The organism is Legionella sp. W10-070, from assembly GCF_900640175.1.
Taxonomy (GTDB): domain Bacteria; phylum Pseudomonadota; class Gammaproteobacteria; order Legionellales; family Legionellaceae; genus Tatlockia.
Window position 1 is genome coordinate 1 of sequence record NZ_CAAAJC010000008.1, and the last position, 15648, is coordinate 15648.

Sequence of the window (15648 nt, forward strand, 5' to 3'; positions counted from 1 at the left end):
TTTACTGCGTTTCATGGCAAATACCCCGTTTTTCATTAATTCATATTTTGCCAGATTCTCTAGTTTAAAGTGGATCTATTTATAGGGAGGAGATCACCTTGAAAAACGCATTTAAGCATAAAATGAAAGTCTGTGAAACAATATTTTTGATGAGTTGCTTTTGGTTTGGCTAAAGGACCGGTGTTATTAGTAGGCTGGTTTAGAGTCGAGTTTTATTCCCGAAATAGATTATTTTAACAACATAAACTGAACAAAAATCAAGCATATTGGTGGATATGGTAATTGTTTTATTATTAAAATTTGCCTGAAGTTCTTCAGCGTTCATGTAAGTTAAATAGTACAGTGAAGACTTATCACCTTTAATATAACATAATGTATTTTTAAATTGCTTTAAATTTTCTTTCGTTGCTTCATGCGTTAATAACGTAGTTTCTTTGGGAAAGATTGGCTCATAATCATCTGTGCTAATGATAATCGGGGTAAGCTGCGTTATTTTTTGTCTCATTTCTTCGAGGTAACTCATTGAGTCACCGGTGAGTTCTTTCTTTGAAAAGTCTATTTTTATATCACAGGGAGCATCTTTCTCAAGAAAAATTTGAGAATCACATATAACACCTTCTAAATTAAATTTATGAACTAGGCGTTCTGCAATTTTGGAGCCAATTTTCATTCGTCCACTTTCAATTGATTTTAATGTTCCAGAACGTACGATACCATCTTCGCAAAAGGACTGTTGATTTTGTTTCAGCAATTTCTGTCTTATGAATTTTACTCTTTTAGCGGGCGATAGCTTTACTAATTCATTTGAAATTTCATTAATATTCATAGGCTATAAAATTGTTTTCTTTAGAGTTATATTGCCAAAAAGATACTTGTTCATTATCTTGTGAAATTGCTATATCTCCATTCGCATTTAAAGTTAAGAAAGCCAAGGGGTTCTGTTGTTTTAAAAGTGCTTTTTTACATAAAACATATGGATTGCTCTCTATAATTGTACTATTGGGAAATATATCAATAGAGTCTAATGCATACTGATTATTATTTGTGTCAATATGCTCAGCTAGATAGGTATAAAGATTGTGAATGGCATCCGTATCTTTTTTGTCAATAAATAAATCAATATTATGATTATTATGTAATTGAATCGCTCGACTATTGGAAACATTGCTGGTAAGCATACTGATATATGACGCCGGGAAGTATTCTCGTATTGTGGCACTGATATCGATTCCTGTTATGCTCTCACCCCTTAACTCCTGATCTAATACAATGATTGCTGATAGCTCAGATAAATCTTTAAGTGTTTTTGTAATTAGCGCTTTATTCATATCACTTTCATAAAATGAATAAAGGATTTCCATTGGTGAATCGGGTAAATAACAATATTTTTCTAGATAAGTAAGACAGTCTTTACTTTTTGAGAATGTTTTTACGATAACTGAATCTTTAAACTGTTCCGTAAAATAATAATGAATAACATCTAAAAGGGACTGATCATCATCTAATAATATAATTTTAGGCTTTATGTAAGTTAGCACAATAATCTCACAAATTGATAATCAACTTAATTTAAAGCAATTATACACCAAGAGCCGGCAAAAAAAAGCAATTGCAAAATAATGTTGTAAAAAAGTGTAAATGCACTATTGATGTTGATAAAAAGTGTAATTATAATCTGATCCATGTTGTTGATTCGGTTTCTTGAAATTAAATCAACTTTTTGAATGCAGTGAAAAGGTTTTAAAGAATGGATAACAGAAGTTTTGTTTTATGCATCAAGGAAAGCTTTCAACCTTTAACCACAAATGTGATCATTCCTGCTTATGACAAAAACAAAAATGGAATCGTGTTCAACCTTGTTATGGACGTTAACCCTAATGATTCTTTAACTGTAGAGGCTAATGGAAGTGTAGCAACTAGTTTAAAGAAAAATTTAGGTCGAGCTATCACCATTTTGTCCAACATAGATAGCTCTTGGAGAATATTAAGGAAGTTTAAATACAACCTCATATCAATGGAAAACCAATTTCGTGTCATGGATACGAGAAGTGCAGGATTACCTATATGTATAGCACTTCTAAATATAGCAAGAAACTTAAATGGAATGGAACAAGTCCAACATATAACAGGAACAGGGATTTTAAGAATAGATGGAACATTCGAAAAATCCCACCTGGAGGAAGAGAAAAAGCAAGCGACTTCGCAATTAATGGAAAGTAGATTTATAAGCTCACAAGTTTGTAAACATGTGTTTGACCTCGCAAATTTAATGAATAGTTAATAAAGGGAGAAAAAATGAAGTTTAAAAAAATAATCTCCGCACTCATGCTAACGGGGGCTGTAACAGCTGCAAATGCAGATGTTTGTAAACATGCGCCTGGCAGTGTGACGTGTGGGAAAGGAACTGTAGGCAATTTATCCGGAAATGGAATGGTGACGGTAAATGGCACAACAGTAGAAGGTGCTACGGAAATTAATGGTATGTTGAATGCCGATGATGCCAACTTTGCTTCGTTAAATGTGAATGGCAGTGTTGTTTTAATTCAATGTATTGTTAATCAAGGTGCAGAAATAAAAGGAACACTAAAAGCATCTTCATCAAAATTTGAAAAGTCATTGGATGTTTTTTCAAGTTCAATTCGCTTGATAAACTCAAAAATAAACGAAAACTTACAAGTTCATCATACAGATAATAAAACTCAGGAAGTGTTTCTTGAGAATAACTCTGAAGTAAGTGGCGATATTGTTTTTGATGATGGTCATGGAAAAGTGTATGTCCGAGGTGGTTCAAAAATTGGTGGAAATGTTATTGGTGGTGAAATCATTAATAAATAAAAGGAGAAGTAAAATGCAAGACCAAAACAAAATGGAAAATGTAATTGAAGTCTTTTTTGGCGTGTATAGTGATGGTAAGGAGGGTGGTAGCGAAGGCAAGGAAGGCGGAAAGGATTCATCTAAAGATAGTTGTGAAGGATTAGCCATGATGAATGGTATCAATAATAAAAAAATTGAGTATAGATTTTGATATGTTTGAGAAAAAACTACTCGTTGCCTCATCTCATAGGAGTGAGGCAATTACAAAATGGATTCTTGAAAGTGAATCGGTAAAGCAGTCGATAGATGTTATTTTCATTGAAGAATTGCTAGACAATTTTGAGATTAGAGACGAATTAGATAAGAACGGACCCAGCATTCAGTGGTTCGACACTGTTGGCAATAAATATTCCAATAAAACTCATTATTTATTAAACCGAGTGATTAACGTTGAAGAGTGTTTATTTAATCAATTTCGGCATGAAGATAGGAATTATGCTCAAAGAGAGTTTGAGGCCTATTTAGGATTTGCTTTAAATGCATTTGTCAGCCCACAAATTCAAGCTATAAACGGTATCTGTGAACGCTTTAAGACTTTACCTCAACAGTGGCAAATGGTCAAAAATATCGAAGGGATTTCTATTCCAAGATATTACTGGGGAAGCCCTGGACATCCGTTTTTGTCTGATGAAAAAAATATTGTTCATTCAAGTATATTTGATTGTTTAAATTGGTCTACAAATCAGATTTACAGTGAACAAGAGAGCGGTTTTCGTTTTATTAAACCTGATGGTAAGCCTTTATTTGTCTTATCTATTGGTGAAAAAGATTTAATAACATTTGATGAAAAATCAAGTATAGAACAACGAACAAGAATAAAAGTTATCACCCAACAAATTCGTAAATTATTTGAGTATTTTATTTTTGAGCTTTTATTGTTTGTTAATGAAGAAAAAATAACATTCGGTTGTATCAATATAGATATCATCCAATCTGCAAAAAATCCTGGTTTCAATAGTTTTATGCAGAAGCATTTAGTAGAGGAGAGTTCTAAATGTCTCAATTAGCAACTTTTATTAGCTCAAGTCATAGGCCTGAAATTAATGGCGGCAGACTTGATAAATCACATCAACCTCTTTTTGAAATAGATTATTTATATACAAGTGATATGTCTGATGTGATAGTAAATACGATTGTTTTTGGTCCAAAGCAGGATAAAGTGCTGCTTAGCCTTGAGCATGCTATTGAAGAGAATGATAAAATTCTAATCTTTTATTATGAAGACCTCCATAAAAAATGGACCTTTGTTCAAAACAACTCAGAAAGTTATTTTGTCTATCGTAAAAATGATGCTGAGCAATTAAAAATATATCCCCAAAATTTGTATATTCGTGGCTGTCAGATAGATAGAGATGATCCTAATTGGATTATACTGGGTGAATTTTACAATTTTGTTGATACTTGGGAAGGCAGAGTGATTTGCGCTCCCCAAAAACAACATAACAATGAATCAAAATTATATCAACTAAATACTTCATTAAAAAATGCCAGTAAACCATACAATAATATTTCCATAGGAAAAAGCTATGTTATCAAAGGGCAAAATGGATTGGCAAAACTATCTGATAACAAACATTACATTGTCAAATCACTGTCTGGCATTCGTTCAATAGTCGTTGATGATAAGGACTTTACTTCCTGGAATCAAGAAAGTTTATCTAATATGCCGACCTTATTTCAGGAAAAAGTAGACGGGAATGATCTAAGAATCCATGTTGTCAATGGAAAAACTTACGGCAAATTATCACTCAAAAAAATGGGTGTTGATTACCGCTATGACGAAAATTTTTTTTCACTCGTTGATTTTGATGATTTAACGGACGAACTCAAGTTGTTTTGTTTGGCAGTAACAGAGTATGAAGGAAACACATTAATGGGTATCGATTTTATCAAGTCGGACAATGAGTATGTTGTTTTAGAAGCAAACCCTTCGCCTGGATGGTCTGCCTATCACGAGTGCAATGGAATCGAAAATGATGCCTTTATAAAAGATTTATTGGTGGAGCTGATACATTAATTCCTGTCAATTATCAATAAAAGAATTCTTGTATTCTGAAAGGAAGTAAGAATCTATTAATAAGTTGGCTAATCACCGCTTCTTAGATAGTTTGTAAATTAGAAAACTTAAAGGGGTCTAAATGGAATTAATAATAAAGAAAGACCTTTAGCGTATATCAAAGCTCAAAGGCTCCCAACCGAAGCGCTAAGTGAAATTTCAGGTGGATCAAATAAACTTACGACGCAAAAAGTTAGGAGACGAACCAAACGCTCCACCCGGATATGATGAAGTAGAAGATGTGGTTTTTGATTAATTTTAAATAGGAGATAAATATGGAAAATAAAGAAAGAGTCCTTGGTTATTGTGCCTCTAAAGAATTAACCAATGAAGAATTGACTGAAGTATCAGGCGGCTCAGCAAAAATGACTACCCGAACAACTCAACGGGCAACCGGAAGCTATCCTGGCAATGTTGATGGTGTCGTGGATCAGGTCGTGGATTGGTAATCAATAACATGTGAGTGCATTTTGGGTCTTTTCAAGGAAAGGCCCTTATTTAAAACATAAGGATATATATGACTGTTTTAATTATTACAGAGCCTGATGATATTCACGCTGTCTTAGTTCATCTTGCTCTGGAAAAAAAAGGGTATGAAAGCAGGTTATTTTTCAGCGCGGATATGCCAAGTATTCAAAAAAACAATCTCTATTTCTCCAATGAATATAATTCCTGGACTACGATTATTGATGAAAATCCTAATATAGAGTGGAATACCAAGAATATTGAATCGATATGGTGGCGAAGACCCCGAAGACCACATCTTCCAAAATATATCCATGAAGATGATAAAAGCTTTGTTCATAAAGAGAATTCAATTTATCACGATTCAATTCCCTATATGTTAAATAGTGACTCATGGTGGGTAAACCCAATAGAATCAACCTATAAAACCCGATCCAAGATAACACAGCTGAAATTGGCACAAAAATGTGGTTTTAAGCTACCGGAAACACTGATATCAAACTCTCCCGAAGACATTAAAAATTTCATTAATAACTCAAACAAAGAGGCAGTGATATATAAACCGTTCGCGCCTCATCATTGGGCGGATGACGATGGAATGAAGCTGTTATATACAGATAAAGTAACTTTAAATGATTTGCCGTCTGATCAAATGTTACAAGTTGTTCCAGGTATCTATCAAAAATATGTTGAGAAGCAATTTGAGTTACGAGTGACCTGCTTTGGTTCACATATAAGTGCTGTCAAAATTCATTCTCAGCAACATGTTCAGGGACAAACCGATGGGCGTAAAATTCCAGGGGTTGAACTTGCACTCTCACCTTATGATTTGGAGCGGCCCATAAAAGCTAAAATTATCCAATACATGAAGAAAATGGGCGTGGTATTTGGTTGCTTTGATTTCATAGTCACTCCAGATAATGAGATTATTTTTTTAGAGTTAAATGAGCAAGGCCAATTTTTATGGGTAGAAGATAGGCTCCCTGAATTATGTTATATGGATATGTTTGCTGAGTTTCTGATGCAAAAACGCTTTGATTTTGCATGGAGTCTGTCGAGTTGTACATTATCAACAAAGGATTTTGATGACAAGGCGCAAAAAATTTGTGCTGAAAACATACAAAAGCATGTCTATTTAAATGAAGTTAAAAGAGTGGCTTAATGATGAGAAGATTAGGGATTTTTACTTTAGGATTATTGGTATTGTCCAGTCGATTATGTGCTCACCCAGATCGATTCGACATCTTCGGGGTTGATGACAATATAAAGCAGAAAATTTATGCCTGTTGTTCTGAAATTGTTGAGCAATATCAGAGTGAATCACAAAAGCTGAGTTCCTCATCAACTGCACCCCAAGAGAAGGACGTGCTTCATGTCTTAAAATTAGAAGAAAAGATGGTCGCAAAAATAAAGCAGGTTGATGATTTTGCTGAAGTTAAACTTTTGACTGTTTATTACCCAATTGAGCAACGATCATTTGCTACCCTGGACATTGTGAAACAAAGTGAAACCTATAGAATTCCAGCTCATAACAGCGTAAAGCATGGGCAAAGAGTTATACTGAGCAAAGATATAAAAGCTCTTTTTCAGGTCTGGGATGACTATAACACTCAAAAAATGCAAATGGCCAAAGCAAATAAATATGATTTCAGTAAAACATCATGCCCAGTCATGCATTGTACCTGGGGCTTTGACCAAGATGATATAAAAAATACGTTGCCGAAGTTGCGGGAAGGCGTGGTTAAACATAAACAAGCGTTATTTAATATAATTAAAAACAGTAAAAACGATCAGGCACGTGCAGATGCCATTTTTATCCTTGCCAATGATACAAATTATCAGTCGCTCGCAAATTTCTTAATCAATTATACGGATGATGCAAGTGATTTGGTGCGCAATAATGTTATGCGAGTTTTAGGTGCCATCGTTGCTAAACAAAAAATACCTCAACTTGATGTTAACAGGATAATTCAGGCACTTAATTATCCTTATGTAACCGATAGAAATAAAGCGGCTTATGTCTTATTAGGCCTTATAAAATCTGATTCAGCCAGTCATGCGCAAGTGATTAAACAGGCAGGATATACTTTGGTTGATTTATTAAAGCTTAGGCAACCAAACAACCATGATTTTGCCTATGAAATCTTAAAAGAAATAAGCCATAAAAATTATGGCGAATACGATTATCAAAGCTGGTCTCAATGGATAGATGAAGAGCAAAATAGCAAAGACTAAGGAAACCCATTTTTACAGGCGCTGTCTTATGGAAAATAAATATCCTCTTTTTCGCCAAAATGTTATTAACAATCGTATTCATAGAAGTTTGGGTGTGGTTAGAATTAACATTCCATTGAATTACAGCGTTGCAGGATATATTGCCGTAGCACTTGTTTTTGTTTTGTTACTATTTTTTTCTTTTGCTCAAATTTCAGAACGAACTTTAGTCAGGGGATTTCTAGACACTGAAAATGGAATTATTTCTGTGGAGTCGAATGCTTCAGGATTAGTTGAGAAGATATTTGTAGAGGAAGGAAGTGAGGTAAAAAAAGGGGATGTTTTATTTATTATCTCCAATCCTGTGTCATCTAACAATGAAATACAATTAAACAACCATAAGCAGCGTATTTTAAACTTAAAAAGGGAATATCAAATTAAAGATGAGCACTATCAAGCATTAACAAAATTATATGAAAAGAAATATGTCTCATTTTCAAGTTTGAAAGAAGCAGAATCGGAGCGTTTAGAATTTCAAAATAAAGTTAAAATGGCGGAGTATGAGCTACTTCAATTTAAAGAGAATCAAACTCAACAAATTACGGCTTCATCAGATGGAACGGTTACTAATATATTTTATCGTAGGGGACAAAAGGTGCAGTCATCGAAACCATTGCTGCAGATTATTCCTTCACAGGTTAATTTGATTGTCAGACTTTATATTCCTTCCCGAGAAATTGGGTTTTTAAAGAAAAACCAAAAAATTAACCTGAAGTATGATGCTTACCCTTCACAGCGCTTTGGCTTTTATGAAGCAGCGATTAAAGAAATCAATCAAACAATTTTAACAGATGAAAAAGAAGATAAGCCCATACACATAGGCGAGCCTTATTACAAAATAAAAGCCGAATTAAAAGAACCTTATGTTTTGGCATACGGTAAAAAAGTTAAATTAAATCATGGGATGACACTTTCTGCCATTATCACTGGCGAAAAAAAGAGCATATGGCAATGGGTTCTTGATCCACTCTACAGCTACTATGGAGAGCAAGTCATATGACCGCCTCATCAAAAAGCTTATTGAACATCAGCAAAAAAAAGCTACCTGTATTTAAACAAGACCAATTTTCAGAATGTGGACATGTTTGTGTGGCAATGATTTGTAATTTCCATGGGCATCAAGTGGATTTATTTTCATTAAGAATGATTGAAGAACCTTCAATGAATGGTTCATCCATGCTTGATTTAATCCGCATGTTTGACAAGTTAGATTTCACAACAAGAGCAATCAGAGTCGAGATAGATGATTTGAAGCAAGTTCAATGCCCAGCAATATTGCATTGGAATTTAAATCACTTTGTTGTTTTAAAAGCGGTTCATAAAAATTACATTATTATCCACGATCCCGCCGCAGGCGAAAGGAAAGTCTCATTTGAAGAGGTTTCCAATGCATTCACCGGGATTGTGCTGGAAGTGGATAAGAATGAACATTTTTCCCCTGTTAAAGCGCAAAATAAATTATCTTTATTTGATTTATTTAAGAATATTAAGGGATTAAAAAATAGCTTTCTCATTTTATTATTCTTATCGTTTGCCATTGAAGTTTTTATTTTAATAAACCCTTTGTTTATTCAATATGTGACTGATGGCGTAACAAGCTCAAATAATATCAATAACCTATATGTTATTGTTGCTGGTTTTTTAATTTTAACGTGTTGCCATACCTTTGTGGAGTATATGAGAAGTCATTTTGTTGTTTATCTGACAAATCGGATGTCGGAGTATTTTTCATCTGGGGTTATGCATCATTTATTAAAACTACCCTATAGCTACTTTGAGCGTCGACACAAGGGTGATATTTTGTCGAGGTTTCATTCAATTAATGAAATTCAGAGCAAAATTACAACTGACTCAATTAATACGTTATTGGACGGATTTGTTATTATTTTAGCGTTGGTTATTATGGTAATTTACAGCCTAAAACTAACATTAATTGTGTTGTTCGCGTTGGCCGTGTATACCGCGATTAGAATAGGCGCTTATCGTCACCATAAAGGGCAAACTGAACTCTCAATTAATGAACATGCTCAAGTGAACTCAAAGTTCCTGGAAATTATTCGAAGCATTATGTCAATCAAGCTGTATTCGAAAGAGAAATCGATGTTTCAAGGTTGGCAAAATCATTTTATTCAGGCCATGAACGCAGATATTAAAATTTCTCGGGTAAATATTCTTTATAATGTGGGTAATATTTTTGTTTTTAATGTTGAACATATTATGGTAATTGCACTTGGTGCTTTATTGGTGATGAGAAATCAATTTTCTGTTGGTATGTTGATGGCTTTTTTAGCCTATCGTCAAAGCCTGGTAAATAAATCCTCTTCTCTTATTCAAAAAATTTTCGACTATAAATTAATATCTATTCAGTTAAACAGGGTCGCTGACATATTACTACAACCTATTGAAATTGAAGGTGATGTTAAGTGTTTAAAGAAAGACATACGTGGTGATATAAAAGTGAATAATTTGAATTACCGTTATGGGGAAAATCAAAATTGGATATTAAAGGATCTTTCTTTTCATATTGAACAAGGTGAAAAAGTAGCTATTACAGGGCCTTCGGGTGTTGGAAAAACGACATTGTTAAAAATTATGCTGGGTTTGATTACACCATCAACAGGTGAAATATTAATTGATGATATTGCTTTATCAACCATAGGGTTAAATAAATATCGCAATATATGTGCTACTGTCATGCAGGATGATTCTTTAATAAGTGGTTCAATTTTAGATAACATTACTTTTATGGATACTAATATTGATATTGATAAAGTGTATCAAGTTTCAAAAATGGCACAAATACATGACGACATTTTAAAAATGCCAATGGGGTATGAAACTCTGATTGGCGATTTAGGCAGCACATTATCCGGTGGCCAAAAGCAACGAGTATTAATAGCAAGAGCACTCTATAAAAATCCAAAAATTTTGTTTCTTGATGAGGCTACCAGTCATTTAGATATTGAAACTGAAATTAAAATTAATGAAGTTTTGAAAAATCTAAATATAACGCAGGTGATTATTGCTCATCGTGAGGAGTCGATTAATATGGCTGATAGAGTAATACAAGTAAGGTAGAATGAAAATCTACGCAAATAGTCCGTGGTTCTTAAATAAAATACCATATAAAATAATAGGATAAGTATTAAGCAGACCTATAGCAAAACCAGGTAAATTTAGAATAACATCTTTCCTCGGCACTTTAGTCTCCTTTTTGATCGTCAAATCAAGAAGTTAGACTGCTCTAACTTTGATTAAAGTGCCCCTGTTTTCTGGGTAGAGCCCAATTATATCAATGCTGTACCTCTCTTATTTACTAAGAGTCTTCGCTGGCTGTATAACCACACCCTTCATGAGGGCAAATGATTTGACGTCCTGCGCGCTTGGTTTCTTTGACAGTTAACAAAGGCCAGGCACATTGCGGGCAGGGTTTGTCAATAGGCTCGTTCCAAAGAGCGTAGTCGCATTTTGGATAATTACCGCAGGAATAAAATATTTTTCCCTTGCGTGATTTACGCTTAAGGATTGTTGCCTCATGACATTTAGGGCACTCAACGCCGGTATCAGCAGGCTTTTCCAAGGGTTCCATATACTTGCATTGTGGGTAGTTGCTGCAACCAATAAAACGACCGTAACGGCCGGTTTTAATATGTAAGGGACCAGCGCATTCCGGACAAGTGCGACCTTCCACTATCTCTGGACCCGTTTTTTCGCTCGTCTGGTTTAAATCCTGAGTGTAATCGCAATCCGGATAAGCAGTGCAGCCGATGAAACGGCCTCGTTTTCCCAAGCGGATAGCCAGCGGCTTACCACATTTAGGACAGCTTTCTTCAAGTGTTTCAGTGGTTACGTCTTTGCGTTGTACCTGACTATCTGTTTCATGGATCTGATGAATAAAAGGCTTCCAGAATTCTTCCAACACAGGCACCCACTCTCGTTCTCCGCGGGATACCGCATCCAGGGTATCCTCAAGTTGGGCGGTAAATTGATAGTCTACATAGCGGGTAAAATGGCTGGTAAGAAAACGGTTAACAATACGGCCAACATCGGTGGGAATAAAACGCTTCTTGTCCACTATTACATAATCTCGTTGCTGGAGGGTATGAATGATTGCGGCATAGGTCGACGGCCGTCCTATATCATACTCTTCCAGGGCTTTCACCAGCGACGCCTCGGAATAGCGCGGCGGTGGCTCAGTGAAATGTTGATTAGCGAGAATATCCTGTAAATTGACTTTTTGTCCGACCCGAAGGGTGGGTAACAGAACCGCCCCTTGTTCATCTTCCTGGCTATCATCATGCCCCTCTTCGTAAACGGAGAGAAACCCGGGAAAGACAACTGTTGAACCATTGGCTCGAAAGCGATTCCCTTTGCCACAACTTAAATCCACTGCTACGGTATCAATTAAGGCATCTGTCATCTGGCATGCCACCGTTCGTTTCCAGATCAGGTTATACAGCTTAGACTGATCGGCCGTCAGCGCCTGTTGTACAAGCTCCGGCGTGCGCTTGATGGATGTTGGGCGAATAGCCTCATGGGCTTCCTGGGCATTTTTTGATTTGGTTTTAAAAATGCGTGGCTCTTTAGGACAATTTGCTTCACCGTAGCGCTGTTTGATAAAGCTTCTGATTTCCTCTATCGCTTCAGTGGCCAGATTGACTGAATCTGTACGCATATAGGTAATTAGCCCTACTGTGCCAGTACCAATGTCAATCCCTTCATATAATTGTTGTGCCACCATCATTGTTTTGCGGGCGGTAAACCCTAATTTTCGAGCAGCTTCCTGTTGCAGAGTAGAAGTAATAAACGGCGAAGCGGGTTTTCGCTTGCGCTGTTTTTTCTCAATATTATCAACTAACAGAGTCCCCTGTGCTTCTTTAAGCAACTGTTCGCGAACGCGATGAGAATGCTCTGCTGTGGTTAGGCTAAACTGTTGTAATTTTTCTTGCTCAAAATGAGTTAATCTTGCTTCAAAGGAGGTATTACCATCATTGCATTGAGCAGTAATTCGCCAATATTCCTGCGAAACAAAACGTTCTATCTCTTCTTCTCTTTCGACAATGAGCCGTAATGCCGGGCTTTGGACACGGCCAGCGGAAAGACCGCGGCGAATTTTCTTCCATAAGAGGGGGGATAGGTTAAATCCGACAAGGTAATCCAATGCCCGCCTTGCCTGTTGGGCGTTTACCAAATCCATGGAGATAGAACGGGGGTTATTGACGGCATCCTGGATTGCAGATTTGGTAATCTCATTAAAAAAGATTCGGTGGACTTCCTTGTCTTTCAACAGGTTCCGCTCTTTCATTAGCTCATAGACATGCCAGGAAATTGCTTCTCCTTCCCGGTCAGGGTCGGTGGCGAGCAGGAGTGAATCAGACTTTTTCAATGCCTTGGCAATTGATTCGATGTGTCTGATATTTTTTTCAATAGGCTGATAAGTCATTGCAAAATGATGCTCAGGCTCCACAGAACCTTTGCGTGCAGGCAGATCCCTGACATGCCCATAGGAGGCTAAGACATCATAATCTTTACCCAAATATTTTTGGATGGTTTTAGCTTTCGCAGGTGATTCCACGATAACCAAATGTTTACTCATATACTGTTGACCTTCCTTGTGGCATTGTTTAATGCAATGGTAGCTTGTCTTCTTTTTGATATAGCACAAGATCAAGAAAAGCCAGTTGATTTGCATCAAGAGTATCAGCAAGTATATTGCGGATAGTCCATTTTGTTTCCTGCAAACTGACAAAACGTGACTCAGAGAACAGCAGTTGATTAATAATTGATTCCATGGTGTCCTGGGCGATAATTCCCCAAAGCATAAGCCGGGTAAGGAATTGATAACTTGCCTTGCTTAGTTTTCTCTGTTCATCAGCAGTAAATACACGAAGAGCAGTGCTTTGAGCATCACGGATGTAAAGAGTACGGCTTTCCATGCTTGAATCAGCAGATTCCTGGCTATCGCTTGCATTAGCGGTGTTTTCCTTTAACTGCGCTAAACTTTTCTCAAAAAAACTCATTAACATTTCAAATAAGCTATCTTTCATTACGCACACCTCATGTAGCCACCGGGGACTGCTTTAACAATACCCTGTAGTTCTAATGTAGCCAGAGAACTGACCACTTCCCCAATAGTTAACCTGCTTCGTACGAGGATTTGATCTATGGTTGTTATCTCAAAACCAATGCACTTTACTAGGTTTTTATCATCGCTGGCAAGGGATAGCGTTGCGTTATCATTGTTATTTTTAATAGCTTGCTTCCTATCCAGACCTAACTCATCGAGCACATCCTGAACCGAAGTAACCAGCTTGGCCCCCTGTTGCAAAAGGTGGTGGCAGCCTCTGGCTTGTGGATTCAGGATAGAACCGGGTATGGCCAGGACGTCTCGATTTTGCTCCAGCGCCAGTCGGGCAGTAATCAATGAACCACTCTTAATTGCCGCCTCAATAACCAATATGGCCAATGATAAACCGCTTATTATACGGTTTCTTCGGGGGAAATGTCCAGCGGTTGGCGGTGTTTTTAAAGGAAACTCACTAATTAGCAGGCCGCTTTGAGCAATTTTTTCTGCTAAAACCCGATGCTGACGAGGATAGATGCAGTCGATGCCTGTACCCATCACCGCAACTGTTTTCCCCTGTGCATTCAGACAGCCCCCATGTGCCTGGGCATCAATTCCCAATGCCAACCCGCTGATGATGCTAATCTGATTAAGGGCTAATTCTGAAGCAAAGCGCCAGGCTGTTTCGCTGCCGGAAACAGACGGCTTTCGGCTGCCGACAATTGCGACAGTAGGCTGTTGCAGGCAGGCGATATCACCGATGGCATAAAGAACTGGAGGAGGGTCATAAATTTCTTTGAGCAGTAGAGGATAGTCGGGATCCTCCCATGTCAGCAGGTGATGATGGCTTGCCTCCTGCCAGCTTAAGTCTGCTTCAATACTGGCAAGATTAAACTGCTTAATTGCCTGGGCCATTTTTAATGACAGGCCGGCTTGCTGCAGTTCAGGGACTGATAATTGGAACATTACTTCCAGATTGGGCCAGTGGTGCAGTAATTTTGTGGTAGTACGTGGGCCGATGGAGGGGATTTTATTCAGGGCAATCAGGTAGGGTTTGTTTTTCATGACAAGAGACTAATCCATTGTTATTTACTGACAAGTGCGTTAATTACCGACCATAATCCAAGGTGGAGATGCCGTTGATCTTTGGATCTTAACGGCTGGCATCTTGCAGCAAAGCGAGGTATTGGGCGATAATAGCATGTTTTAAGACGTTTAAAATAGACAGATATGGCCATTCGCAAAATACTCTACTTGCCTGATGAACGATTACGGCAAATTGCAAAACCAGTTGAACAGTTTGATGAATCTTTGCAAACGCTTATTGATGACATGTTTGACACAATGTATAACGCCAATGGCGTTGGTCTGGCTGCCCCCCAAATAGGTGTGAGCTTACGTTTATCTGTGGTTGATATTATTGGCGATAAAACTGGGCAATTAGTGCTGATAAACCCTGAAATCATTGCGGCGGAAGGGCAGCAGGAATACCAGGAGGGTTGTTTGTCTGTGCCTGGGGCTTATGACACGGTGGTGCGTGCCCAACGCGTGACTATCCGCGCTCAGGATCGCTTGGGAAAGCCCTTCGAGATGAGTGCCGAGGGCCTGTTAGGGGAATGCTTCCAGCATGAAATAGATCACTTGAACGGTAAATTATTTGTCGATTTGCTCTCCCCCCTCAAGCGCGCGATGGCAAGAAGAAAGCTGGATAAATTCAAACGTCAAAAAGTACGTAAATAAGGGATGCGATTAAAGCCTGGTTTTCCTGACTAATGCGGGACGTTAAGAATTACTGAGAAAGCCCTGAGTTACTCATGTTACGCACGTGCGGAACATGAGTGAAGTAGAAAAAATGCACGTTATCGCAGCTGTAAATAACTTCAGCCCAATCAGAATTCATCTGAGCTTAGGTGGA

General features: G+C 37.3%; 16 protein-coding genes. 11 read left to right on the forward strand and 5 right to left on the reverse strand.

Annotated elements, in window-relative coordinates:
- Positions 1 to 199: 199 nt before the first annotated feature.
- A complete protein-coding gene (locus E1O65_RS04575; protein ID WP_133132418.1) occupies positions 200 to 826 on the reverse strand; it encodes a hypothetical protein in 627 nt (208 codons plus the stop codon).
- Positions 816 to 1538, reverse strand: a complete 723-nt coding sequence (locus tag E1O65_RS04580; protein ID WP_133132419.1) for a hypothetical protein — start codon at positions 1536 to 1538, stop codon at positions 816 to 818. The genes E1O65_RS04575 and E1O65_RS04580 overlap by 11 nt, the downstream gene beginning before the upstream one ends.
- Positions 1539 to 1747: 209 nt before the next feature.
- On the opposite strand from E1O65_RS04580, the gene E1O65_RS04585 reads away from it, so the two are divergent.
- The 10 genes from E1O65_RS04585 (at position 1748) to E1O65_RS04625 (ending at position 10747) form a co-directional block, all read left to right on the forward strand.
- Positions 1748 to 2281 carry a hypothetical protein gene (locus E1O65_RS04585; protein ID WP_133132420.1) on the forward strand — a complete coding sequence of 178 codons (534 nt, stop codon included), beginning with the start codon at positions 1748 to 1750 and terminating at the stop codon, positions 2279 to 2281.
- Between the two features lie 14 nt (positions 2282 to 2295).
- A complete protein-coding gene (locus E1O65_RS04590; RefSeq protein ID WP_133132421.1) occupies positions 2296 to 2835 on the forward strand; it encodes a hypothetical protein in 540 nt (179 codons plus the stop codon).
- Between the two features lie 13 nt (positions 2836 to 2848).
- The gene (locus tag E1O65_RS12545) at positions 2849 to 3025 is read left to right on the forward strand and encodes a hypothetical protein (RefSeq protein ID WP_165474902.1); all 177 of its coding nucleotides are present in this window, start codon (positions 2849 to 2851) and stop codon (positions 3023 to 3025) included.
- A gap of 1 nt (position 3026) precedes the next feature.
- Positions 3027 to 3881, forward strand: a complete 855-nt coding sequence (locus E1O65_RS04595) for a hypothetical protein (protein ID WP_133132422.1) — start codon at positions 3027 to 3029, stop codon at positions 3879 to 3881.
- A complete protein-coding gene (locus tag E1O65_RS04600; RefSeq protein ID WP_133132423.1) occupies positions 3869 to 4891 on the forward strand; it encodes an ATP-grasp domain-containing protein in 1023 nt (340 codons plus the stop codon). Before E1O65_RS04595 ends, E1O65_RS04600 begins: the two co-directional genes overlap by 13 nt.
- Positions 4892 to 5205: 314 nt before the next feature.
- Positions 5206 to 5379: a bacteriocin gene (locus E1O65_RS04605; protein ID WP_133132424.1), complete on the forward strand. Its 174-nt coding sequence runs from the start codon at positions 5206 to 5208 to the stop codon at positions 5377 to 5379.
- A 68-nt stretch (positions 5380 to 5447) separates the two neighbouring features.
- Positions 5448 to 6557 carry a hypothetical protein gene (locus tag E1O65_RS04610; RefSeq protein WP_133132425.1) on the forward strand — a complete coding sequence of 370 codons (1110 nt, stop codon included), beginning with the start codon at positions 5448 to 5450 and terminating at the stop codon, positions 6555 to 6557.
- Positions 6557 to 7630, forward strand: a complete 1074-nt coding sequence (locus tag E1O65_RS04615; RefSeq protein ID WP_133132426.1) for a HEAT repeat domain-containing protein — start codon at positions 6557 to 6559, stop codon at positions 7628 to 7630. Before E1O65_RS04610 ends, E1O65_RS04615 begins: the two co-directional genes overlap by 1 nt.
- Before the next feature lie 28 nt (positions 7631 to 7658).
- Complete coding sequence (locus E1O65_RS04620) at positions 7659 to 8669, forward strand: HlyD family efflux transporter periplasmic adaptor subunit (protein ID WP_165474903.1); 1011 nt, start codon at positions 7659 to 7661, stop codon at positions 8667 to 8669.
- On the forward strand, positions 8666 to 10747 hold the full coding sequence (locus E1O65_RS04625; RefSeq protein WP_133132428.1) for a peptidase domain-containing ABC transporter: 2082 nt from the start codon (positions 8666 to 8668) through the stop codon (positions 10745 to 10747). The genes E1O65_RS04620 and E1O65_RS04625 overlap by 4 nt, the downstream gene beginning before the upstream one ends.
- 238 nt (positions 10748 to 10985) lie before the next feature.
- Here E1O65_RS04625 and topA read toward each other — a convergent pair whose 3' ends face one another.
- The 3 genes from topA to dprA are packed head-to-tail and all read right to left on the reverse strand — an operon-like array spanning position 10986 to position 14798.
- Positions 10986 to 13265 (reverse strand): type I DNA topoisomerase, encoded by a 2280-nt coding sequence (topA, locus tag E1O65_RS04630; protein WP_133132429.1) that lies wholly within the window; start codon positions 13263 to 13265, stop codon positions 10986 to 10988.
- Positions 13266 to 13293: 28 nt separating this feature from the next.
- Positions 13294 to 13716 carry a DUF494 family protein gene (locus tag E1O65_RS04635; RefSeq protein ID WP_133132430.1) on the reverse strand — a complete coding sequence of 141 codons (423 nt, stop codon included), beginning with the start codon at positions 13714 to 13716 and terminating at the stop codon, positions 13294 to 13296.
- On the reverse strand, positions 13716 to 14798 hold the full coding sequence (dprA, locus tag E1O65_RS04640; RefSeq protein ID WP_133132431.1) for a DNA-processing protein DprA: 1083 nt from the start codon (positions 14796 to 14798) through the stop codon (positions 13716 to 13718). Before dprA ends, E1O65_RS04635 begins: the two co-directional genes overlap by 1 nt.
- A gap of 165 nt (positions 14799 to 14963) precedes the next feature.
- Between dprA and def the strand changes: the two genes are divergently transcribed.
- Positions 14964 to 15473 (forward strand): peptide deformylase, encoded by a 510-nt coding sequence (gene def, locus E1O65_RS04645; RefSeq protein WP_133132432.1) that lies wholly within the window; start codon positions 14964 to 14966, stop codon positions 15471 to 15473.
- Positions 15474 to 15648: the final 175 nt, after the last annotated feature.

Bases quoted from the DNA above. Each gene is read 5' to 3' on its own strand.
- E1O65_RS04585 (WP_133132420.1), top strand. From the start codon at position 1,748: ATGGATAACAGAAGTTTTGTTTTATGCATCAAGGAAAGCTTTCAACCT.
- E1O65_RS04575 (WP_133132418.1), bottom strand. From the start codon at position 826: ATGAATATTAATGAAATTTCAAATGAATTAGTAAAGCTATCGCCCGCT.
- E1O65_RS04625 (WP_133132428.1), top strand. From the start codon at position 8,666: ATGACCGCCTCATCAAAAAGCTTATTGAACATCAGCAAAAAAAAGCTA.
- E1O65_RS12545 (WP_165474902.1), top strand. From the start codon at position 2,849: ATGCAAGACCAAAACAAAATGGAAAATGTAATTGAAGTCTTTTTTGGC.
- E1O65_RS04605 (WP_133132424.1), top strand. From the start codon at position 5,206: ATGGAAAATAAAGAAAGAGTCCTTGGTTATTGTGCCTCTAAAGAATTA.
- E1O65_RS04610 (WP_133132425.1), top strand. From the start codon at position 5,448: ATGACTGTTTTAATTATTACAGAGCCTGATGATATTCACGCTGTCTTA.
- E1O65_RS04600 (WP_133132423.1), top strand. From the start codon at position 3,869: ATGTCTCAATTAGCAACTTTTATTAGCTCAAGTCATAGGCCTGAAATT.
- E1O65_RS04595 (WP_133132422.1), top strand. From the start codon at position 3,027: ATGTTTGAGAAAAAACTACTCGTTGCCTCATCTCATAGGAGTGAGGCA.
- topA (WP_133132429.1), bottom strand. From the start codon at position 13,265: ATGAGTAAACATTTGGTTATCGTGGAATCACCTGCGAAAGCTAAAACC.
- def (WP_133132432.1), top strand. From the start codon at position 14,964: ATGGCCATTCGCAAAATACTCTACTTGCCTGATGAACGATTACGGCAA.
- E1O65_RS04635 (WP_133132430.1), bottom strand. From the start codon at position 13,716: ATGAAAGATAGCTTATTTGAAATGTTAATGAGTTTTTTTGAGAAAAGT.
- E1O65_RS04615 (WP_133132426.1), top strand. From the start codon at position 6,557: ATGATGAGAAGATTAGGGATTTTTACTTTAGGATTATTGGTATTGTCC.
- E1O65_RS04590 (WP_133132421.1), top strand. From the start codon at position 2,296: ATGAAGTTTAAAAAAATAATCTCCGCACTCATGCTAACGGGGGCTGTA.
- dprA (WP_133132431.1), bottom strand. From the start codon at position 14,798: ATGAAAAACAAACCCTACCTGATTGCCCTGAATAAAATCCCCTCCATC.
- E1O65_RS04620 (WP_165474903.1), top strand. From the start codon at position 7,659: ATGGAAAATAAATATCCTCTTTTTCGCCAAAATGTTATTAACAATCGT.